21 protein-coding genes and 1 pseudogene are annotated in these 21,272 nt (G+C 62.0%); 9 read left to right on the top strand and 13 right to left on the bottom strand.

Annotation, left to right across the window (positions count from 1 at the left end; translation table 11 throughout):
• Positions 1-58: 58 nt before the first annotated feature.
• From RTX98_RS10600 to RTX98_RS10590, 3 genes are all read left to right on the top strand, one after another.
• A complete protein-coding gene (locus tag RTX98_RS10600) occupies positions 59-415 on the top strand; it encodes a GFA family protein (RefSeq protein ID WP_312796480.1) in 357 nt (118 codons plus the stop codon).
• Positions 416-512: 97 nt separating this feature from the next.
• Positions 513-1,244 carry a TIGR02117 family protein gene (locus RTX98_RS10595; protein ID WP_312796479.1) on the top strand — a complete coding sequence of 244 codons (732 nt, stop codon included), beginning with the start codon at positions 513-515 and terminating at the stop codon, positions 1,242-1,244.
• Between the two features lie 73 nt (positions 1,245-1,317).
• On the top strand, positions 1,318-2,328 hold the full coding sequence (locus RTX98_RS10590) for a YihY/virulence factor BrkB family protein (RefSeq protein WP_312796478.1): 1,011 nt from the start codon (positions 1,318-1,320) through the stop codon (positions 2,326-2,328).
• A 3-nt stretch (positions 2,329-2,331) separates the two neighbouring features.
• Here RTX98_RS10590 and RTX98_RS10585 read toward each other — a convergent pair whose 3' ends face one another.
• Entirely contained in the window at positions 2,332-2,967 is a 636-nt protein-coding gene (locus RTX98_RS10585) for a nucleoside triphosphate hydrolase (protein WP_312796477.1), read from the bottom strand.
• Between the two features lie 149 nt (positions 2,968-3,116).
• Here RTX98_RS10585 and RTX98_RS10580 point away from each other — a divergent pair, with 149 nt between their 5' ends.
• Positions 3,117-5,303 (top strand): esterase-like activity of phytase family protein, encoded by a 2,187-nt coding sequence (locus RTX98_RS10580; RefSeq protein ID WP_312796476.1) that lies wholly within the window; start codon positions 3,117-3,119, stop codon positions 5,301-5,303.
• Positions 5,304-5,351: 48 nt separating this feature from the next.
• Here RTX98_RS10580 and RTX98_RS10575 read toward each other — a convergent pair whose 3' ends face one another.
• The gene (locus RTX98_RS10575) at positions 5,352-6,023 is read right to left on the bottom strand and encodes a TetR/AcrR family transcriptional regulator (protein ID WP_312796475.1); all 672 of its coding nucleotides are present in this window, start codon (positions 6,021-6,023) and stop codon (positions 5,352-5,354) included.
• 164 nt (positions 6,024-6,187) lie between these two features.
• On the opposite strand from RTX98_RS10575, the gene RTX98_RS10570 reads away from it, so the two are divergent.
• Positions 6,188-6,868 (top strand): superoxide dismutase, encoded by a 681-nt coding sequence (locus RTX98_RS10570; protein WP_312796474.1) that lies wholly within the window; start codon positions 6,188-6,190, stop codon positions 6,866-6,868.
• Between the two features lie 92 nt (positions 6,869-6,960).
• Positions 6,961-7,119, top strand: a complete 159-nt coding sequence (locus RTX98_RS10565) for a YqaE/Pmp3 family membrane protein (protein WP_312796473.1) — start codon at positions 6,961-6,963, stop codon at positions 7,117-7,119.
• A 30-nt stretch (positions 7,120-7,149) separates the two neighbouring features.
• On the opposite strand, the gene RTX98_RS10560 is transcribed toward RTX98_RS10565, so the two are convergent.
• The 7 genes from RTX98_RS10560 to RTX98_RS10530 all read right to left on the bottom strand — a co-directional run bounded on the left by RTX98_RS10560 (position 7,150) and on the right by RTX98_RS10530 (position 14,846).
• The gene (locus RTX98_RS10560; protein ID WP_312796472.1) at positions 7,150-8,133 is read right to left on the bottom strand and encodes a UDP-glucuronic acid decarboxylase family protein; all 984 of its coding nucleotides are present in this window, start codon (positions 8,131-8,133) and stop codon (positions 7,150-7,152) included.
• Positions 8,133-9,242 (bottom strand): CgeB family protein, encoded by a 1,110-nt coding sequence (locus RTX98_RS10555; protein WP_312796471.1) that lies wholly within the window; start codon positions 9,240-9,242, stop codon positions 8,133-8,135. Before RTX98_RS10555 ends, RTX98_RS10560 begins: the two co-directional genes overlap by 1 nt.
• Positions 9,239-10,330 carry a CgeB family protein gene (locus tag RTX98_RS10550; RefSeq protein WP_312796470.1) on the bottom strand — a complete coding sequence of 364 codons (1,092 nt, stop codon included), beginning with the start codon at positions 10,328-10,330 and terminating at the stop codon, positions 9,239-9,241. The genes RTX98_RS10555 and RTX98_RS10550 overlap by 4 nt, the downstream gene beginning before the upstream one ends.
• Positions 10,327-11,451 (bottom strand): CgeB family protein, encoded by a 1,125-nt coding sequence (locus RTX98_RS10545; protein ID WP_312796469.1) that lies wholly within the window; start codon positions 11,449-11,451, stop codon positions 10,327-10,329. Before RTX98_RS10545 ends, RTX98_RS10550 begins: the two co-directional genes overlap by 4 nt.
• Positions 11,452-11,454: 3 nt before the next feature.
• Positions 11,455-12,531, bottom strand: a complete 1,077-nt coding sequence (locus RTX98_RS10540) for a glycosyltransferase family 4 protein (RefSeq protein WP_312796490.1) — start codon at positions 12,529-12,531, stop codon at positions 11,455-11,457.
• 77 nt (positions 12,532-12,608) lie between these two features.
• Positions 12,609-13,703, bottom strand: coding sequence for an NAD-dependent epimerase/dehydratase family protein (locus tag RTX98_RS10535; protein ID WP_312796468.1), 1,095 nt, complete (start codon positions 13,701-13,703; stop codon positions 12,609-12,611).
• Between the two features lie 36 nt (positions 13,704-13,739).
• Positions 13,740-14,846 carry an NAD-dependent epimerase/dehydratase family protein gene (locus RTX98_RS10530; RefSeq protein ID WP_312796467.1) on the bottom strand — a complete coding sequence of 369 codons (1,107 nt, stop codon included), beginning with the start codon at positions 14,844-14,846 and terminating at the stop codon, positions 13,740-13,742.
• Positions 14,847-15,142: 296 nt separating this feature from the next.
• On the opposite strand from RTX98_RS10530, the gene RTX98_RS10525 reads away from it, so the two are divergent.
• From RTX98_RS10525 to RTX98_RS10515, 3 genes are read left to right on the top strand one after another with little or no spacing between them, the layout of a single operon-like run.
• On the top strand, positions 15,143-16,570 hold the full coding sequence (locus RTX98_RS10525; protein WP_416223103.1) for a UDP-glucose dehydrogenase family protein: 1,428 nt from the start codon (positions 15,143-15,145) through the stop codon (positions 16,568-16,570).
• A gap of 11 nt (positions 16,571-16,581) precedes the next feature.
• Positions 16,582-17,571 (top strand): MDR/zinc-dependent alcohol dehydrogenase-like family protein, encoded by a 990-nt coding sequence (locus tag RTX98_RS10520; protein ID WP_312796465.1) that lies wholly within the window; start codon positions 16,582-16,584, stop codon positions 17,569-17,571.
• Positions 17,568-18,563 (top strand): Gfo/Idh/MocA family oxidoreductase, encoded by a 996-nt coding sequence (locus RTX98_RS10515; RefSeq protein ID WP_312796464.1) that lies wholly within the window; start codon positions 17,568-17,570, stop codon positions 18,561-18,563. The genes RTX98_RS10520 and RTX98_RS10515 overlap by 4 nt, the downstream gene beginning before the upstream one ends.
• 48 nt (positions 18,564-18,611) lie before the next feature.
• Here RTX98_RS10515 and RTX98_RS10510 read toward each other — a convergent pair whose 3' ends face one another.
• The 4 genes and pseudogenes from RTX98_RS10510 to RTX98_RS10495 all read right to left on the bottom strand — a co-directional run.
• Positions 18,612-19,547: a beta-xylosidase gene (locus tag RTX98_RS10510; RefSeq protein ID WP_312796463.1), complete on the bottom strand. Its 936-nt coding sequence runs from the start codon at positions 19,545-19,547 to the stop codon at positions 18,612-18,614.
• Positions 19,544-20,302 (bottom strand): TIGR04290 family methyltransferase, encoded by a 759-nt coding sequence (locus tag RTX98_RS10505; protein WP_312796462.1) that lies wholly within the window; start codon positions 20,300-20,302, stop codon positions 19,544-19,546. Before RTX98_RS10505 ends, RTX98_RS10510 begins: the two co-directional genes overlap by 4 nt.
• A gap of 72 nt (positions 20,303-20,374) precedes the next feature.
• On the bottom strand, positions 20,375-20,974 hold the full coding sequence (locus RTX98_RS10500; RefSeq protein ID WP_312796461.1) for a histidine phosphatase family protein: 600 nt from the start codon (positions 20,972-20,974) through the stop codon (positions 20,375-20,377).
• Positions 20,971-21,272 (bottom strand): annotated as a pseudogene (locus tag RTX98_RS10495) (inositol-3-phosphate synthase); the annotation flags it as partial. The gene RTX98_RS10500 and the pseudogene RTX98_RS10495, both read right to left, overlap by 4 nt.

Genomic DNA, 21,272 nt, shown 5'->3' with positions numbered 1-21,272 from the left:
GGGTTGGTTGCGAGGGAGGTCCATCACGAGACCTCGGGGGCTTAAGTGGGAGGGTGCCATGGCAAAACAAGTGTTTGGAGGCGGCTGCCAGTGCGGCGCCGTACGTTACGAAACAACGGCCGATCTCGATCAGGCGATCAGTTGCAACTGTTCGCGCTGCGGACGGCTTGGGCTGATCTTGTCCTTTTCACCCGTTGAAGAGTTCCAGTTGCAATCGGGCGAAGACGCTCTTGGCGAGTACCAGTTCAACCAGCACCGGATCCGGCACCGGTTCTGCAAGACCTGCGGCGTGCAGTCCTTCGCCATCGGCACAGGTCCTGATGGCCGCGAAATGGCTGCCATCAATGTGCGCTGCCTCGATGGAATCGACGTTCATACACTGCATCCCAAACAGGTTGACGGACGCAGCTTCTGACCGACTTTTTTGCGCGCGGCCTGATGGTGAGGCGCTGCCTTGGCGGCGCCATTCTTGTGCTGCAACGCAGCTTGATGACGGGTGATGAGGTCGGTTCTTGAAGAAACTGCTTGCCGGCCTGCTAGGGCTGATCCTGCTGTTCGTGATTGCGGGAGCCGTGGGGACCTTCATTCCCGTGCCCTTTGCCACCGAGCCACTCAGCAACCGCATCGAGCCCACACCGCAGCGCATCCTGGTTCTGTCCAATCCGATCCATACCGATATCGCCATCAAGCTCGATCCGTATCTGATCGCCGATTTCGGCTTCCTGGAGGAAGCCGGTATTCAGCTGCAGCATCCTGACGCGCAATGGCTGATCTTCGGGTGGGGCGGGCGCTCGTTTTATCTGGAAACGCCCACCTGGGCCGACCTCAAACCCCTGCCGGTGCTGCGCGCGCTGACGGTCGACCAATCCGTGATGCATGTCGATCTGGCCGGCGCCATCGACGAAACGCAAGACTGGGTGACACCACTCACCATCGACAACGAAGAACTGCGCTATCTGCTGGAATTCATCGGTGCCAGTTTTGCCCGCACCGATGGCAAGGTAAAAGCCGTTGGCAGTTATGGCGAGTTCGACCGCTTCTTTGAGGCCAACGGCTCCTTCAACGCGCTGTTTGGGTGCAACACCTGGACGGCGGAAGCATTACGGATGGCCGGTTTGAAGACCGGCTTGTGGAACCCACTGCCGCAAAGTCTGGCGCTGTCGCTCAGGCTCTTCAACCCCGACAATACAAGCGAAGCGCTCACCGAAGCTCTGAAGCTGCCGCACAATCCCGCCTCATTTTAAACAATCTGGGAACTCGTTTCGCCGCTGCCACGTTTGCGATGCAGCAACAATCAAGGCGGGGCAGCGGACGGGTATGGCGGGTACAGGGACGGCGTCGGCCAAGTTCGAAGAACGGGCCTCCGAACCGGGGCGCGGGCGCAACGCTGAAACGCCGCTGCAGATTCCGGCCAAGGGCTGGATGGACATCGGCTGGCGCATCTATGCCTCTGTCATGGAAGACCGCATCCTGCTGATCGCAGCAGGCGCCACGTTCTATCTTCTCCTGGCGCTGTTTCCCGCGCTTGCTGCCTTCGTGTCGGTTTACGGCTTCGTGGCCGATCCCCGCACAGTAGCCGATCAGGTCGCCTATCTCGGTGGAATGCTGCCGCAGGGCTCGATCGACATGATCAAGACGCAGTTGCAGTCTCTGACCACGCAGGAAGCGAGTTCGCTGTCGCTCAGCTTCATCTTCGGTCTGTTGATTGCGCTTTGGAGCGCCAACAACGGCGTGAAGGCCTTGTTCGACGCCATGAACGTGGCTTATCGCCAGAATGAAACCCGCTCGTTCTTCAGGCTCAACTTCATCTCCTTCCTGTTCACGCTGGGCGCGATCATTATCGGCATTTCGATGATCACGATGGTCGGCGTTGTACCTGCGGTTCTCGCCTTCCTGCATATCGACAGTTGGACCGAAACGATCGTCAAGGTCCTGCGTTGGCCGGTGATTTTCCTGCTGATCGGCACGGGCATTACGCTGATCTATCGCTACGGCCCTGATCGCCGTCCGGCCAAGCTTCATTGGCTGACCTGGGGCGCCGGCATCGCAACGGTCGTGTGGCTCATCACGTCCGCCCTGTTCTCCTGGTATCTGGAAAACTTCGCCGACTATAATGCGACCTACGGCACGCTTGGCGCGGTGATCGGCTTCATGACGTGGACGTGGATTTCCTGCATCATCCTGATCGTCGGTGCGGAGATCAACGGCGAAATGGAGCATCAGACCGTGGTTGACACCACGACGGGCGCTCCCAAGCCGATGGGCACACGCGGCGCTGTGATGGCCGACTCCGTTGGCGTCGCGTCGGACGAAAAGCCGGCAAGCTGATCCTCAGCGGATTCCTTCAACAAGCGTCCTGACGACCAGATCGGCAGGACGCTTCTGCGCACGCACCCGGTCGATGTTCGGCCGATCATTCGATGCGATCCAGGCCAGCCCCTCCGCGTCGGACTTGCCGTGAATGCGCCAGCGTTCGACGAGACGGGCTTCCAGCACATCCACCGGCACATCCAGCATCATCGTGAAGTCGAACAGCGTGCCTAGCGCCGACCACGGTTCTTCGTCGAGCAGCAGGTAGTTGCCTTCAACCAGAATGAAGCGTGTGTCGGCGCTGATGATGTCAGCGCCAGCGCGCGACAACTCCATCGAGCGGTCGAAGACGGGGATGGCGATCTCGGCTTCGTCATGGGCGCGGATGCGCTTCAACAGAGCCTGAAAGCCGCCGAAGTCGAAGGTTTCCGGCGCGCCCTTGCGCGATCGCAAGCCACGTTTCTCCAGCACCGTGTCGTCGTAATGGAAACCGTCCATCGGCACGACCACCGCTTCTCCGGGGGGCAGCAACGTGACCAGTTCGGCCGCCAGCGTCGACTTGCCCGAACCGGGTGGCCCGGCAATGGCTGCGATGAACCGTTTGCGTCCATGCGCCCGGCGAAAGATCTGCGATGCGATGGCGCCGCGTTCCGACATGGGTGTTTCTCCTCCGAGATCCTCAATTAAGAAGAAGCGGGACAGCGAAAGCAAGATGGGCATAGCCTCGCCGTTCTAAGCGCCCTGTCATCCGCGCGTCATGACAAGCCTCTTATGAGCCCCCATTGTCTTATCATCGGGGTTCCCTCATGCCGCGCAAAACCAGTCTCGCACCGCTCGCAGCCTCGCTGCTTCTCGCTACCAGCCTTTCGGCCGGCGCCGAGCCCTTCTTCGACCGCATCGCCACAATGATGGTACGCGACAATCTTCCCGAGGGCGGCAAGGGCGTGAAGGAAGCGGTTGCCGAGATCATTTCGGCCAGCGAAGACGGCATGACGCTGGTTTACACCGATGCGCCCGGCAAGCAGGTCGGCATCATCGACCTGACCGATCCCGCCAACCCCAAGCCAATGGGCACGGTTGCCGTTGGCGGCGAACCGACTTCGGTCAAGATCGTTGGCGGCACGGCCTATGTCGCGGTCGACCAGACCGAAGACTTCACCAAGCCCGCCGGCAAGCTGGTGGCCGTGGACATCGCCGCCAAGAAGGCCGCGAAGGAATGTGAGCTCCCCGGCCAGCCGAACTCGGTTGCCGCTTCTGCCAAGGGCGAGTTCCTGGCCATCGCCATGGAAAACCAGCGTGATGAGGAGACCAATGACGGCGCCCTGCCGCAGCTGCCGGCCGGCAGCCTGGTGACGGTTAAGCTCGGCGACTCGCTCGACTGCGCCGCGATCAAGGAAATCGGCCTCACGGGCTTGAACGGCATCGTCGTTCCGGAAGATCCCGAGCCGGAATTCGTCGATATCAACGATCGAGGCGAGATCGCGCTGACCCTGCAGGAAAACAACGCGGTTCTCATCATCGACGGCAACACCGGCAAGTTGTTGAGCCACTTCGATGCCGGCACGGTGAGCCTCGATCATATCGACACTAAGAAGGACGGCGTCATCGACCTGTCCGGCTCGGTGAAGGACGTTCCGCGCGAGCCGGACGGCATTGCCTGGATCGGCAATGACCGCCTGATTACCGCCAATGAAGGCGACTGGAAGGGCGGCACGCGCGGCTTCACCATCTTCAACCACGATGGCACGGTTGCCTTTGACGCTGGCAACACGCTCGAGCACGAACTCGTTGCGCTCGGCCATTATCCGGAAAAGCGCAACAAGAAGGGCATCGAGATCGAAGGCGTCGCCGCGGCCAAGTACGGCGAGGAAGAACTACTCTTCATCGGCTCCGAACGCGCCTCGGTGATCGCCGTTTATCGCGACAACGGCAACACGCCGGAACTCCTTCAGGTATTGCCCGGCGGCATCGGACCGGAAGGCCTGCTCGCGATCCCCCAGCGCAACCTGTTCGTGGCCGCGACCGAAACCGATGTCACCGAAGAAGGCGGCATCGGCGGCCAGGTCGTGATCTATGAGCGCGCCGATCGTCAGGCTCCCGCTTATCCGACCATCCGCTCCGAAAAGGGCGCGAACGGCCTGCCGATCGCCTGGGGCGCTCTGTCCGGCCTTGCTGCCGATGCGACGAAGCCCGGCCAGCTTTATGCCGTGACCGACAGCGCTTACGGTACTGCTCCGCGCATCCTCACGATCGACGCGACCCAAAAGCCGGCCCGCATCACCGCCGAACTCACCGTGACGCGCGATGGGAAGCCGGCCGCCGATCTCGACCTCGAAGGCGTCGCCATCGCCAAGGAAGGTGGCTTCTGGCTGGCGTCTGAAGGCAACACGAAGGAGCGCAAGAACCTGCTGCTTCATGTCGATGCCAAGGGCGCGATTGTCCAAGAAATGGAGCTCCCAGCAGATATTGCCGCAACCGCCACATCGTCGGGCTTCGAAGGCGTGACCGTGACCGGCGAAGGCGACGACCAGTTGATCTGGCTGGCGCAGCAGCGGCCGTGGAAGGGCGATGCCGAAGACGAGGTCAAGCTGTTCGCCTACAAGCCGGCATCGAAGGAATGGGGCGCGGTGCGCTACAAGCTCGATCCGAAGGGTGCCGGCTGGGTCGGTCTGTCGGAGATCACCGCTGTTGGCGATCGCGTCATCCTGATCGAGCGCGACAACCTGCTCGGCGCCGCCGCCAAGCTGAAGAAGCTGTATTCGGTCGCTCTGGCCGACATGAAGCCCGCTCCGCTCGGCCAGGACCTGCCGCTGGTGAAGAAGACCGAGCTGCACGACTTCCTCCCCGAGTTGCAGGCCCCGAAGGGCTATGTGCTCGACAAGATCGAAGGCTTCACGATCGACGTTGATGGCGAAGCTTTCGCCGTCACCGACAATGACGGCGTGGACGATTCATCGGGCGAAACGCAGTTCCTGCGCCTCGGCAAGCTCTGAGAACAAACATAGGTGTCGGGCTGCTGGAAAGCGGTCCGGCGCTGCTCTTTAGGTAAGGTCTTGCTTACGGGGCCGCAGGCTCAGCACCATCTGGCGACCGATCTCGGCCGGCGAAAGCCGGGAGTCGGCGCGATACCAGGTCGGCATCCAGTTCAAAGCGCCCAGAAAGTTCAGGCGAAACAGGCTGCGGTCAATCTCAGGCGGCAGGTCCAGCGCATCCACCAAGCCGGCGATCACCGTCTCATAACGATCGCGTTGCGCCACCAGCGTTTCCCGCAAGCCCTTCAGCGATTCCGAATAATAAGGCGACACGATCACCGGCACTTCCGAGGAGCCGAGCAGATCCGTGCAATGCGCCACGGCCGCTGCTTCCAGCCGATCCCAGGGGTCTTCAACCCCTTCGATCGCATCGAGCACGGCCTGCGTGATCTTCTCCATGCCGGCGCCATGCACGGCCACGAAGATGTCTTCCTTCGACGCAAAGTGGTAATAGATCGAGCCGCCGAGAATGCCGGTGGCCGACGCAATATCGCGGATCGTGGTCGCCTCGAAGCCGCGCGTGCCGAACAGGCGTGCGGCTTCCTGCATGATCTGGCGGCGGCGCGCGCCGGTGCTGGCATCGTCCTCAGCCGCCTTCTCACCCCGGCTGTCGCGCGGCACACGTTTGCCGTCCTTTGCCTTGACGGCGATGCGGGTCGTTTTCTGCGGAAGCGAGGTCATTTCAAACGAATTAGCCGAGATAGTCCGGCGGTGCGAGTTCTTCTTGCATGAACGTTTGTTTGTCGCAGTACGCGTCCTCCCTCCTCGCGATAGAGCTTCCGTGATCGTGGGAACGGCTCCTGTCCCGCTCCGTTGAACCCGAAGTTCACCCAAGGGAGCGTTTCATGACCTTAACGATTTCTCGCCGCACCACTCTGGCCCTCGGCGCAGCCGCAGCCGCCAGCACCCTGTTCAAGCCGCATGTCGCGCGCGCCGCGGCACCGTTTGAACAGCCCAAGCTGCCCTTCGCGGAAGACGCGCTGGCGCCGCAGATTTCGGCCCGCACCGTGGCGCTGCATTATGGAAAGCACCACAAGGGGTATTACACCAAGCTCAACGAGCTGGTGCCCAACACGCCCTATGCCGACATGACCTTGGAAGAGGTCGTGAAGCAGTCGAAGGCCAAGGGTGACGACGCGATCTTCAACCAGGCGGGACAGGCCTGGAACCACGAATTCTATTGGCAGCAATTCGCCGGTGGCCCAACCAAGCCGAGCACCGCGCTGGAAGAAGCCGCCACGCGTGATTTCGGCGGCGTGACCGGCCTGAACGAGGCGATCGTCGCGCAGGCCGACAAGGTGTTCGGCACCGGCTGGGTGTGGCTGGCGAAGGACGGCGACAAGCTGGCCGTGCGCGGCTACCAGGATGCCGGCAACCCCGTGCCGGACGGTTTGAAGCCGCTGCTTGGCATCGACGTGTGGGAACACGCCTATTATCTCGATTACGAGAACCGCAAAGCGGACCACATCAAGACCGTTCTCGCCGATCGCGTGAACTGGACCTGGGTCGGCGAACAGTTCGCCTGACGCAATTTCTGCTGGCGGGCTCACGGCGAGCCGCCAGCCTCTTTTCCGGCTGCCTTGAACGCAGCCCTCACACTTGGAGTTCAGCTTACCGTATGGACGTTCTTCGCATCCTGCTCGCCATCATCCTGCCGCCGGTCGGCGTGTTCATGCAGGTCGGCATCGGCCTGCATTTCTGGCTGAACATCCTTTTGACGCTATGCGGCTATGTTCCCGGCATCATCCACGCGGTTTGGGTGATCATGCGCAAATAATGGGGGGAGCGCTTCAGCGCCGCAGCTGATTTAAGCGGCGTCCTGCTTCTCCTCGGCAACGCGAGCGCGGAAATAGGCGATCGTGTCGTTCAAGCCTTTTTCCAGCGGCACGGTCGGCTCCCACCCAAGTAGCGCCTTGGCACGGCTAATGTCCGGGCGACGGCGCGTCGGATCGTCCACCGGCAACGGCCTGAACACGGTTTCGCTGGCTGTCTGGGTCTGCTCGACCACGAGCTTTGCGAGTTCGTTGATGGTGAACTCGCCGGGATTGCCGATATTGACCGGCGCTTTCGGGTTCTCGGCCACCGTCATCAGCGCCATCATCCCCGCAATTAGATCCGACACGTAACAGAAAGAGCGCGTCTGCTCGCCGGTGCCATAGATCGTCAGCGGCTCGCCGCGCAGCGCCTGCACCACGAGGTTGGACACGATACGCCCGTCATCCGGGTCCATGCGCGGCCCATAGGTGTTGAAGATGCGCATGACGCGCACATCGGCGCGGCCCAAGCGCAGGAAGTCGAAGCAGAGCGATTCAGCGGCACGCTTGCCTTCGTCGTAACAGGCGCGCGGCCCGGTACAGTTGACATTGCCGTGGTAGTCCTCAGCCTGCGGATGCCGGTCAGGATCGCCATAGACCTCGCTGGTGGACGCCTGCAGGAAGCTGGCGCCCTTGGCTTCGGCAAGCTTTAACAGGTTCAGCGTGCCCTGCACCGATGTCATCATCGTGTGAATGGGATCCGCCTGGTAGCGCGGCGGCGATGCCGCACAGGCCAGGTTGTAGACGAAATGAAGATCGTCCTTAATGTCGAGCGGCTCGCACACATCCTGCTTGATGAAGCGGAAACTCGGATTGTTCTCGAGATGCGCGATGTTGCGCATCGAGCCAGTCAGCAGGCTGTCCACGCAGATCACCTGCATGCCCTGCTCCAGCAGGCGGTCGCACAAATGCGAGCCGAGAAAACCCGCACCACCTGTCACCAAAGCCGTTTTGCCGGACTGCGCTGCCTGAACCATTATGCCAATTCCTTAGTCGGCTCAGAACGCGCGAGCTTCGCGGCGCCGTCCCGAAGATAATTCGCCAGTTCGGCCGCGCGGGCGTGGCCCGTATGCCCAGCCAGAACCCGGGCTTTCGCGGCATCCGCCATGGCGCGCTGCCGCTCTTCACTCAGGCCGGTCAGGATCTCCACGACCTCGTCGCTCGTTCCCGCGATCTCGATCGCTTCACCAAGCGGCAGCAGATCGCCCAAGCCTTCCCAGAAGTCGCTGATGATGGCCGTGCCGCATGCCGCCGCTTCGAACAAGCGCACGCTCGGCGACCAGCCGGCGGCAATCATGTCCGCGCGCGTGACGTTCAGCGTAAAGCGCTGGCGGCTATAGAAGGATGGGTGCTCAGCCGGCGGCAGATGGTCGATGCGCTCGACATTCTCCGGCCAGTCGATCGTATCGGGATATTGCGGCCCAGCCACCACGAATTTCAGATGCGGCAGGCGGCGGGCCGGTTCGATCAGCAGCTTTTCAAGGGTAGGCTGGCGGTCGTCGCTATAAGTGCCGAGATAGCCGAGATCCCAAACCGGCGCTTCGCCGGTGTTCTGATAGCGCGTGTCATCGACGGAGCAGTACAGCGCTTCCGCTCTCGGTGAGCCGAATTCATGTTCCAGCTGGCGCAGCGTCGGGCCGCCGGTGAAGGAAAAATAAATGTCGAACAACGGCACTTGGCGTGCTGCCAGATATTCCTCGTCGCCCTTTTTCAGCCGAGCAACGGTGATCGGCGTGTCGATATCGTAGAAGGCAAGCTGCTTCGGCTTCAGCGTATGAACGGCATCGATCACCTTCGGACCTTCCGGCACGTAAGAGCCGATGATCACGGCATCGGCTTCTTTGATCCGCTCGCCGAAGCGGCTGATCAGCTCGTCCACCGTGTCGTAATAATGCAGCTCACAAAAATCCGGCGAAGGTAGGTCGCGATGGGCGGCATACCAGGGCACGTCACGTTCCAGGAAGGTGACGCGGTGGCCGAGCGCTTCCAACCCGCGCAGCATGCCGCGATAGGTCGTGGCATGGCCGTTGCCCCAGGACGACGAGAGCGACAGGCCGATGATGACGATGTCGAGCGCGTCACTCATTCCGCAGCCTCCGCCTGCTTGGCGCGGAAGTCGCGGAAGATCTGATCGGCTTCAGCCGCGCGGTCGGCATAGGTGTGGTCGCGCAGCACCCGCGCCAGACCCGCTTCGCCGATCTGTTTGGCGCGCTCGGGCGTCAGGCCGGACAGGATGTCGGCCACGTCCTGGCCGTCGCGTGCCACCAGCACTTCCTCGTCCGGCTTCAGGAAGAAATCGACGCCAAGCCAGGCATCGGTGATCAAACAAGCGCCGGCACCGCAGGCTTCGAACACGCGGGTTGCCGGCGAAAAGCCCATATCGGCCATGGAGTCGCGGCTGATGTTCAGCACGGCCTTCGGCGTGACATTGAAGGCGTTGTGATCGCGGGTGCCGACATGGCCGATATAATCGATATTGCCGGCCATCGGCTTGTCGCCCCAGCCGGAGCCGCCAAGAATGAAGCGCTGTCCCGGCAGGCCGGCGGCGGGGTTGAGGAAGAAGCTTTCCACCCGCGCTTCGCGATCCGGCAGACGGTTGCCGAGGAAAGCGAGATCGGCGGTGAAACGCGGATCGGGATCGACCGGATGATGCGTTTCGGGATCCAGCGCATTGTAGATCGGAATGCAGCGCTTGGCGCCGATCGCGGTATAGGCATTCACCACCGGATCGCCGCCGCCATAGGTCAGCACCGCGTCGATCTCATGGAGCGCCTTGAGCTGCGGATGATCGGGACTGGCGCGCAGCTCGGCAAGCGTCGCCGGCGCATCCACATCCCAGAAGATCTTCATGGCGTCCGGCCGTGCCGCGCGCAGCACTTCGTCAAGCAGGCGATTGTCCTCGAAACCGACGCCGCTGGTCTTCACGACGATGTCGGCTTCCGCTGCCTTGGCCGCTTCAGCGCGCAGGGCCTCGACCGTGCCGTCATATACCACGACCTTGCACCATTCCGGCGGTTCGATGTCGCGGTTCTTCTGCCGGTCATACACATCCGGCTCATAGAAGGTGATGTCGTAACCGCGTGCCGCGAGGTTGCGCAGCAGACCGCGATAATAGGTGGCCGCACCGTTCCAGTAAGCTGACAGCAGGCTCGAGCCGTAGAATGCGATCTTCACGCTGCAGTCTCCTTAGGCGAGTTGGTGCTGGTGTCGACGCCGAGACCGGAGAGGATCGCAAGCAGTTCGTCGACTCGGTGACGGCAGGTGTGGCGGTTGCGGATGGTCTCCACACCGGATGCCGAAATCTCGGCGCGCTGCTCCGGGTCAGCCAGCAATTTCCGGATCTTTTCGGTCATTTCCGCGCCGTTTTCGGCAAAAAGGAAGTCTTTTCCGGCACGAAACAGCCCTTCCGCGTCATTCCAAGGGGCCGAAATCAGCGGAATTCCACAAGCCAAAGCCTCGAACATCCGGATCGTCGGAATGCCCGGCAGCGACTCCACATAGGGCCGGCGCGGGATGTGCATGGTCAGTTTCGCTTGCGCAAAGGCCATCGGCACATCGGCATTGGCGATCCAGCCGCCATAGCTCAGACCGGCTTTACCCAACGATTCCAACGCGCTTTTAGGATAACGAACCCCGCGAACGGCACCTTTCAGCTTCAGCTTCGCGGACGGTTCGATGAGGAAGGAGGCAATCTCGGCGGTGCGCTCGTCATCACCCCAGTTGCCGATCCAGATCAGGTCCTCGGTCTTCTCGACCTCGGGATGCGGCTTGAACAGCCGGTCATCCGCCGCCTCGTGCCAAGTAAACACCCGCCTACCCCAGCCCGCCTTGAGGTAGCGCTCTCGCAGCGTTTCTCCGAAAGCCAGCACCGCATCATAACCGCTGAGATCAAGGCCGCCGATGTCGCTTTCGGCCGACACTGCGCGGTGGTGGGTGTCGTGGAAAATCAACGTAAAGCGCCAGCCATCGCGGCGCGCCTTGCCGATGCGCGCGACCAGCGCGGGGTCGGTCCATTCATGAACCAGCACGACATCGGCCTGATCGAGCGCTGCTTCATGGTCGAAGCCCGCATCGTATCGCTCGGACTGGAGCGTCGGGAAATCCTGCGCAAAGCGCGCGATAGCCACCTCGCCTTGATCCTTCACAAGGTTCTCGCGGCTCCAGGCGCCCATCGGTTCCAGCGCCTTGGCTTGATAACCGCGCTCAACCAGATCGCGCATCACGCCGCGCAGGAAATGGGCGTTGCCGTGGTTCCAGTCGGAGACGAGGGAGTGGGTATAAAGAAGAAATCGCATCAATCAGCTCGATAAAACCAGGCGCTGCTCAGCCGGCGCGCGAACAGCGTCATAGACCTGCAGCATGGCTTGCGCCTGTGCCTGGAGGGAATAGCGTTTTGCGCGCTGCAGGGCCTTACGGCCCATGTCGCGGCGCAGGGTCTCGCTTGCAATCAGCGTCTGCAACGCATCCACGAAGGAGGCAGGATCGCGCGGCGACGCAAACAAAGCCGCGTCATCCCACAATTCCCGATAGGTCGGGATGTCGGCCAGCACCAATGGCGTCGCGGTAGAGGCGGCTTCCAGCGGGGCGAGGCCGAAGGGCTCGTAAACCGAGGGCGACACGAAGATGCCGGCTGATGTCATCAGCTGCTGGACTTCCGAACCGGGCAAAGTGCCGAGATGATCGGTATGCTGCATGCGGATGCGCTGGCCGTTCGGCCCCTTCAGCGATCCTGCAAGGCGGACGGGCCATGGAAGATGTTCGGCAACGTCATCAAGCACCACGCCATTCTTTCCCTCGTCCCACCACCGACCGGCGGCGAAGACGAAAGGCTGGCGTTGGGCGATCTCAGCGCCAGATTGCGAGGCGTTGTAAACCACCGAAAGGCCTTTGATCGGGCCGTAGCATTGCTCCAGCGCGTTGGCATGGCTGCGGCTTGGCGCAAGCACGACATCGGCGGCATCGAAGCCCTCGCGGTTGAAGCGTTTCTGCCAAGCCCATTCGTCGGGTTGCGTCACGCCGCGTACGGCATGCATCCAGGTGACGACGCAGGAATGCGACATTGTCACGATCGGGCAATCGAGCTTCAAGCCGCAGGCTTGCGATGGCGCGTTCAGATGAAGAAGGTCTACGCCTTCGCTTCTGACCAGCTTCTCTAGGCGTTCGGGCAGATCAGCCAGATCCTCGGGCCCTTCGGCCAGCCAATCGAGTTGGGCGTCTTCCCATATCAGCTTTCCCAGCTGTTCGGCTTCCGCGCGTTGGGCGGGTGACGGATGCGGGCCTAGACCAACGAAGGTGAAGTGGACACCGGAGGATTGCAGGCCGGCGGCGAGATCCATCGCATAGCGCCACACGCCGCCGACGGCATCCACCGTCATCAAGACGCGCGCTGGATGCGGCCCGTTCGAGGCTGTCTTGATCTCCGATCCTTCGCCCCTCGCGCGATCCGCTGCTTTCACGCCGACAAAACCTGTTGATCCGGCTGCTGCTTCGAGGCTCGGCCGGCAACACGATTTTCCGCCAGCCACCGGGCGAGATCCGCGAGACCTTCCTTCCAGCCGACCTTGGCTTTCCAGCCGATCGCCTGTTCGATCTTGCGCGTATCGGCCACGAAATAGAACTGGTCGCCCTTGCGCCAATCGCCATGGTCGAGCTGCATGTTGCGGCCGGTGAGATGGGAAATTTCGCTTAATACCGTGCGCAGGCTGACGCTGTTTTGCGGGCCACCGCCGAGATTGAAGGCCTGACCGGACACCTGATCGATCGCGTCGAGAACGCCGCGATAGGCTGCCACGCAATCGCTGACATGCAGAATGTCGCGCACCTGCTTGCCGTTGCCATAGATCGAGACCTGTTCGCCGCGCAGGGCCTTGAGCAGGAAATGCGCCACCCAGCCCTGATCTTCGGTGCCGAACTGGCGCGGACCATAGATGCAGCTCATGCGCAAAACTGCAGTCGGCAGGCCGTAGGACTTGGCGTAATCCAGCACATACTGATCGGCTACGCCTTTGGAGCAGCCATAAGGCGTGCAGAAATCCAGCGGTCGGCTCTCGCTGACGCCGTGATCGCCGATCGCCTCGTCGGCGGGATGGTAGCGCTCGTCGCCTTCCACCATCTCCATGTCTTCCAGGCCGCCATAAACCTTGTTGGTGCTGGCAAAGATCACCGGCACGCGGCGCTCGGTTGCGCGAATGGCTTCAAGGATGTTCAGCGTTCCGCGAGCATTGACCTCGAAGTCATCCACCGGATCGACCAGGCTGGTGGTAACGGCCGTCTGGGCGGCAAGGTGAAAGACAGCGCTCGCCTTGCTGACAACCGGCACAAGGGCGGCCGTGTCGCGGATATCGACGCGTGCAGCCTCAACGCGATCGCCATAGGTTGCAGTTAGCCAGGCAAGGTTCTCTTCGACGCCGGGTCGGCTGAGATTGTCCAGTATCGTGACGTGCTGGCCCTCACGCAGAAAGCTTTCCGCCAGGTTCGATCCGATGAAGCCGCTGCCGCCAACGATGACGACTGTCTGACCGCCTCCGACGATCCCAGGTCCTGCCACGCTTCAAGCTCCCTTGTTGCCGATGCCTCGTGTCATCTACGACACCAGGCCCCGCTCTTCCAACTCCTTCTTCATCTGCGCGCCGCGGTCCACCGCGCCTGTCACGCTGACCCATTCGGCCAACTCGCCGAGCGTGTCCTGCAAACGATATTTCGGCTCGAAGCCAAGTAGTTCGCGCGCCGCCGTAATATCGGCGAAGCAGTTGCGGATGTCGCCGGAGCGCGTCTTGTGCAGGATGTCGGGTTTCAGTTCCGGCACGCCCATGGCCTCAGCCAGAAGGGTCGCGACCTCCTCGATCGTGTAGGCATTGCCGCTGCCGACATTGATGACGTGGCCGTTCGCCTTGGGGGCTTCCAGCGCAAGGCGGAAGGCGCGGGCGACATCGCGCACATGCACGAAATCGCGGCGCTGCTGGCCGTCTTCGAAGATCATTGGCGGCTGATTGTTGGCAAGACGCGAAGCAAAGTTGGCGAGAACGCCGGTGTAGGGATTGGACAGCGCCTGTCCCGGGCCGAACACGTTAAACAATCGCAGTGCAATCGCTTCGACATTGTAAGCCTGCCCGTAGATCAGCACTTCGCGCTCCTGCGCGAACTTGGTCAGCGCGTAGATCGAAGCGAGATCGACCGGCTTGTCCTCGGACGTTGCAACCGGGGTCAGGGCAGCGCCATCGGTTGTCACCGGGTTCCACTGGCCGGCCTTCACGCGCTCGGCCTGGCGGCGCACGGCGCCATGCAGCTTGCCGTCCGGGCTCTGGTAGAACCCCTCACCATAAACGCTCATGGACGAGGCCACGATGATGCGCTTGATCGGCTTGCCGATCATCTTTTCGAGCAGAACGGCGGTGCCGAGATCGTTGGCGCCGACATAGCGGGCGATCTCATACATGGACTGTCCGACGCCGACTTCGGCCGCCAGATGGATGACGCTTTCCACGCCATCGAGCGCCTGCTCGACTGCCTTGGCATCGGTCATCTCGGCCTTGATGAAGTCGACACGCGGATCAAGCTCGGGTGCGATGCCGCCGTGAACCTGTTCGATCAGCCCGTCGAGAATGCGGACGTCGTGGCCCTTTGCCAGAAGCTCCTCGACCACATACCGCCCGATGAAGCCGCAGCCTCCCGTCACCAATACCTTCTGCACGTGCACGTCGCTCCTTCGTGGCCTGAGCTTCCACAACTAGGAAGAAGGCAATTTGTTCATAGCTGCCGCGATGGCTCTGCAGCCCTCAGGAAAGTTCAACAAGATGATGAACAAACCCCTCTTCCCGTAGTTTAGGGCATTCGTCGAAGCAGGGAATGGTTGCGATGCAAATCTGCTGGCAAGGCCGGCAGGAGCTTGTTTGAGACAGCGGGCGGGCGATAGCGCGAGCAGCCGGCCCGTTCAGCCAAATGGCAGCTATGAGTTGGACAAGTCTGCTTTGAAGTACAAGTTGCATCATGGGCACCACTACTTTGGATGCTGAAGGACAGTGCATGAGGCTATCGATCATCGGCGCGGGCTATGTCGGACTGACCACGGGCACCTGCTTGGCAGAACTCGGCCATCACGTGACCTGCATCGACATGAACGAAGAGCGCGTGGCGCGCCTGCGGGCCGGTGAAGTGCCGATCTACGAGCCTGAACTTCATGAGCTGATGGCATCCAATATCGAAGCCGGCCGTCTCCTTTTCAGCGCGGATACTAGGACAGGCGTTGCCGATGCTGATGCCGTCTTCATCGCGGTCGGGACGCCGTCTCTTGCCGATGGCGATATCGACCTGTCCTTCGTTCAGGAAGCGGCGCGCGGCATTGCCAAGGTGATCAAGCCGAACTGCGTGGTTGTGGTGAAGTCGACTGTGGTGGTTGGAACCTGCAGAGCGTTGCGCGAGATCATTGCGGAAGAACGCGGCGCACTGGATTTCTCGATCGCTTCCAATCCCGAATTTTTGCGCGAAGGCACGGCAGTTCGCGATTTCCTCGAGCCGGAGCGGGTGGTGTTCGGATCGGACGATCCGCGCGCCTGTGCGGTGCTGGAACAGATCTACAAGCCGCTGGCCGATCGCGGCGTGACGGTGATGCGTACCAGCAATGCCAATGCCGAGCTGATCAAATATTCCGCCAACGCCTTTCTCGCGCTGAAGATCGGCTTCATCAACGATGTGGCCAATCTCTGTGAACAGGTTGGCGGCGATGTTTCAGCCGTCGCCGCAGGCATCGGGCTGGACAGCCGCATAGGCTCCGCCTTTCTGTCGGCCGGCCCCGGCTTTGGCGGTTCGTGCTTCCCCAAGGACACACGCGCCTTTGCAGTCACCGGCCGCAAGCATGACGCGCCGCAAGGGCTGATCGAAACTCTGATCGAGGGTAACGGGGCGCGGTCGCAGATGCTGGCGGAACGCGTATTGGCCGAACTGGGATCCGAGGCTGACGGTGCAACGATTGCGGTGCTCGGCTTGGCGTTCAAGGCCAACACCGACGATATCCGAGAATCGCCAAGCCTCGCCATCATCCCCTGGCTGCAGAAAGCTGGCTGCCGCATCAGGGCGCATGACCCGAAGGCGATGATGGAAGCCGCCAAGCAGCTCGACGACATTTCCTTCTGCGAAGACGCTTATGACGCCGCGAAAGATGCCGATGGGGTCATCGTACTGACGGAATGGGACGAGTATCGCCGGCTCGATCTTGCCAGGCTTGCCGGAACTATGCGCGGCTCGGTATTGGCTGATTATCGCAATCTGTGGCTTCCGTCCGACATGACCGACCTCGATCTGACCTATCTCAGCATTGGCCGCCCCACCATCCACCATGCGAGCGGGACCGCGACGGTGGCGAAACCGGCGGCACGCAAGGTCGAGCGCTCGATCGCGGCCGGTTCTTCCGCAGGCTGAGCATTATGTCCATGAATGAAAAAGCCGCTACACCGCGCGGCACGATGAAGGCCGCTGTCGTGACCGGCGCCGGCCGGATGCAGGTCGATCAAGTCGCCATCCCCGAGCCGAAGGCCGGCGAGATCCTCATCCGGCTGGAGGGTACAGGCGTCTGCGCATCCAATCTCGGCCCTTGGAGCGGCCCGGACTGGATGCAGTTTCCAACCGAACCCGGCGGCCTCGGCCATGAGGGGTGGGGCGTGGTGGAGGCGATCGGCGCTGACGTCACTGGCTTTACCGTCGGTGACCGCGTGGCCGCGCTGTCGCAGCACGCTTATGCCGCCTTTGACACGGTGCCGGCCGAAATGGCGGTTCGTTTGCCGGATTCGCTTTCCGGACAACCGTTCCCAGGCGAGCCGCTGGGCTGTGCCATGAACATCTTTCGCCGTGCGGAGATCGAGGCCGGGCAAACGGTGGCGATCATCGGCATCGGCTTCCTTGGCGCATTGTTGACGCAGCTTGCTTCCAAGGCCGGCGCGCGCGTGATTGCCATTTCGCGCAGACCGTTCTCGCTGGAGTTCGCAAAAGCGATGGGGGCTGCCGAGGTGATCCCGATGGAGGATCACTGGGCGATTATCGAACAGGTGAAGCAGCTGACGGATGGCCGTTTCTGCGACCGCGTGATCGAGGCCGTCGGGAAGCAGTGGCCACTTGATTTAGCCGGCGAGTTAACGATGGAGCGCGGCCGCTTGATTGTCGCAGGGTACCATCAGGATGGGCCTCGGCAGGTCAACATGCAGATGTGGAATTGGCGCGGGCTGGACGTGATCAACGCGCATGAGCGCGATCCCGCGATCTATATGCGCGGCATGCGCGAGGCGGTGGATGCGGTTGTCAGCGGCCGCCTCGATCCGACGCCGCTTTACACGCATACCTATCCTCTTGAAGAGCTTGGCACTGCGCTGAACGCCACACGCGACCGGCCTGACGGCTTCCTCAAGGCTCTGGTGGTGCCGAAATGAGCGCTGCGAAACCACGTGTCGGCTTCCTCGGCGTCGGCTGGATTGGCCGGCACCGGATGCAGGGGATCATCGATACGGGCGTCGTTGAGGTTGTGGCCCTCGCTGATCCTTCGCCTGAGATGACAGACGAAGCCGCCAAGCTCGTGCCCGGTGCTGCCATCGGCACGACGCTGGACGACGTGCTGGCGCAGGATCTCGACGGGCTGGTGATCGCCACGCCGAGCGCGTTGCATGCGGATCAATCCATCGCGGCGCTAAAGGCCGGCGTCGCCGTGTTCTGTCAGAAGCCGCTTGGTCGTTCAGCCCGCGAAGTGCAGGCCGTGATCGATGCCGCGCGAGATGCCGATCGGCTGCTTGGGGTGGATTTCTCTTATCGCTTCACTGCCGGCGTTCAGGCGATCCGCGACCTCGTGCGAGGCGGAGAACTCGGCGACATCCGCGCCATAGACCTCACGTTTCACAATGCCTATGGGCCGGGCAAGCCGTGGTTCTATGACCGCAGTCTCTCCGGCGGCGGTTGTTTGATCGATCTCGGCGTGCACCTGATCGATCTGGCGCTTTGGGTGCTCGATTTTCCGGAGGTCAGCGACGTCAGCGGGCATCTTCTGTCCGACGGCAAGCTGCTCCAGGCCAATCCGGAAGCCGTCGAGGATTACGCCGTGGCTTCGTTCCGCTTGGGCACAGGCACGATCGTGCGGATTGCCTGTTCGTGGCAATTGCAGGCGGGGCAAGAAGCGGTGATCTCGGCAGCATTCTATGGCGCGCAAGGCGGGGCGGAACTGCGCAACGTCAATGGCTCGTTCTATGACTTCACGGCCAAGCGGTTCCGCGGCACATCGAGTGAGACGCTGGTGTCGCCGCCTGACGAGTGGGGCGTGCGCGCGGCTAAGGATTGGGCGCAGCGTCTTGCGCGGAGCAAGAGCTTCGACCAGCAGGCCGAGCGGATCGTAGATGTGTCCAGGGTTCTCGACCGCATCTACGGCATCACGTGAAAAAGGGAGCGCACCGCGCTCACTTTTCTTTGTAGCTCGCTGCCCGGATCAAACCAGAGCAGGCATTGGCGCCGGTGTCGGCTCGCTGCGCTTGGAGGCGCCGGCGTAGCGGCGTGTCATGGCCGCGCAGAACTCGGCGAACTCTTCCGGCACCTGCGGCGCGCTGGAATGGTGCGGGGCAATGCCGCGATGTTCGGGCGTGAAGCAATAGGTCACCGTCACGTCGAAATCGGCCAGCGCTTCCATCTGCTTGTCGAACCAGTCGAGCGCGTTGGGGCGGAAGCTGTCGGCCCAGGAAAGACCGGTGCGCAGATAGGTTACGCCGAGGCGCTTCATCCAGGCCACGGCGTCTTCGAGGCGGTGGTCATGATAATGGAACCACTGCACGACGCCCATGTCAGGCGTCAGCTCGGCAAAGGCTTCGGCGGCCGGCTTCGGCGTGCCGTCCTGGCGCAGCAGGCCCATGTAGAAGTGGCGGTAGTATGAGGAGCCTTCGGCTTCGCGATGGCGCGTGGTCGCTTCCCATTCGCGCGGCAAATCGTAGAGCGAATACCAGTGAATGCGCGGCGCTTGGCCCTTTAGAAGCTCGGCCGTGCGCTTGATGCCCCAATGCTGCACTTCCTCGGCGCCAAAGGTCGAGATGCCGACCTCGCTGACCCAAACCGGCAGATGGGTCAGCGCCCGAATTTCCTGCACCTTCTGCGGCCATTCCCCGATCTGCCACAGGTTCCAGTCGAGCGGGAAACCGTGCACGGCAACTGCATCGACATGGTCGAGCACACCGAAATCTTTCATCCGGTTGATGAAGATCGGGTCGATCGGCGAGATACCGCCCAGCACGCGTGTCAGGCCCGGCGCTTCGGCAGCGATCGCCTGGCCCGCGAGCTTGGCCATGTCAGCAAATTTTGACCAATCCGGATCGACTTCGGGATCCCAATGCGACTTGTTGTTGGGTTCGTTCCAGATCATCGCCGCTTCGATCACGCGCGGTCTCCTTTTGCGGGGTACACCGCTTCTGCGCCGTAAGGGCGATCAGTCGTGCGGCAGATATAAACTTCCTGTTCCGGATGCGCTTCGATCCGGAATCCGGCGCTGCGCAGCATGGCTTCCATGCCGGCGCGGTTGGGCACCCACCAGTTGGTGGGGTCATCGGCATAGCGATGCTCAATGAACGACATGTGCGGAAAAGCGGGATCGTCGAACAGTTTGGTGTTCTCGAACGGGTAGTTTTCCGCGACCTCGGCCACATCCTTGCTACCGCGCTGCATGGATTGAAACACCAGCAGATCATCGGCGACATGTTCGCGGATCAGGTCGAGTGCCAGCAGCGGGTGGCGCAGATGGTAAAGCACGCCCATGAACAGCACGACATCGAACTTTTCGCCGAGCTTGCCGACATCATAAACCGACAGCTGACGGAACTCGATATCGGCGCCCTCGACCTCGGCCACGAAGCGCGCTTGCGCCAGATAGGCCTCATCGAAGTCGACGCCCAACACGCGCTCAGCGCCGCGGCGCTTCATCTCCAGCGAGTAGAAGCCGCCATTGCAGCCGATATCGAGCACCGTCTTGCCGGTCAGATCCGCCGGGATTGCATCGGCGAACTTGCGGAATTTCTGGCGAGGATAATTTCCCAGGAAATGATCGGGCGCAGTCAGTTGCCCTTGAAGATCGATATTGTGAAACCACGGGCCGAGCTCTCTGATGCGGCCCTCTATTTCGCTGCTTGAAAGCGGCAAACCCAGTCTCCTTTTCGCGCCTGTTTCACTCAAGAAAAGGCTAGGCGCTTCATTTTAGGTGGCAAGTTCGCCTCATGCGATCGTCTCGTTCAGCCATAGAAGCCTAGCCCCCCAGTCTCCCCACACGATCGGGGTGATGGAGGCTGGGCTGATATCAAAGCGATGGACATGGCCAAGCGGCAGATCCAGCACGTGGCAAACAACGGCCTTGATGATGTCGGCGTGGGTGACAAGCACCACTGCACCGTCTTCGTGGCGCAAAGCCGCGTCAGACAGAGCTGCAACCGCGCGCGCTTGAACCTCGGTCATGCTTTCGCCGCCGGCCGTTCTGGCCGTTCCGCGCTGCTCGTTCCATTGAACCCAGGAGGGATCGCCGTTGAGCGCGTCCCAGGTCTTGCCGGACCAGGCATCACCGAAATCGATCTCGTCCAGCCGCTCGTCTGTCCGCACGCCCAAGCCACAGGCCAACGCTACAGCTGAAGCCGTTTCCTGCGTGCGCTCGCGCGGGCTAGCGATCACCGCATCGAAGCGCTCGCGTTGCATGCGTTCCCCAAGACGCTCCGCCTGCGCCCTGCCGTCCACGCCCAGCCGGATGCCGGGCATGCGGCCGGCGAGAAAGCTGCCGACATTGTCATGCGCGGCATGACGGACGAGGAAGATCGTAGTGGTCACTGAGGCGAACCGACTGCTGATCCGGGTCTGGCAGGCTCATTCTCACCGCCGATGAAGGCAAGCGTGCGTTCACGCGCTTCGGCATCCGTGAACTGCTGCGGCGGCGACTTCATGAAGTAGCTGGACGGCCCCGTCAGCGTGCCGCCAATGCCGCGATCCATTGCGAGCTTGGCGCAACGCACGGCATCGATCACCACGCCGGCGGAATTGGGCGAATCCCAGACTTCCAGCTTAAGCTCGGCATTAAGTGGAACCCCGCCAAACGTCGTGCCTTCCAGGCGGATATAGGCCCATTTGC

It is taken from the genome of Tianweitania sp. (genome assembly GCF_032053605.1).
Lineage (GTDB): Bacteria > Pseudomonadota > Alphaproteobacteria > Rhizobiales > Rhizobiaceae > Tianweitania.
This window is presented reverse-complemented; position numbering and strand designations above follow the sequence as displayed.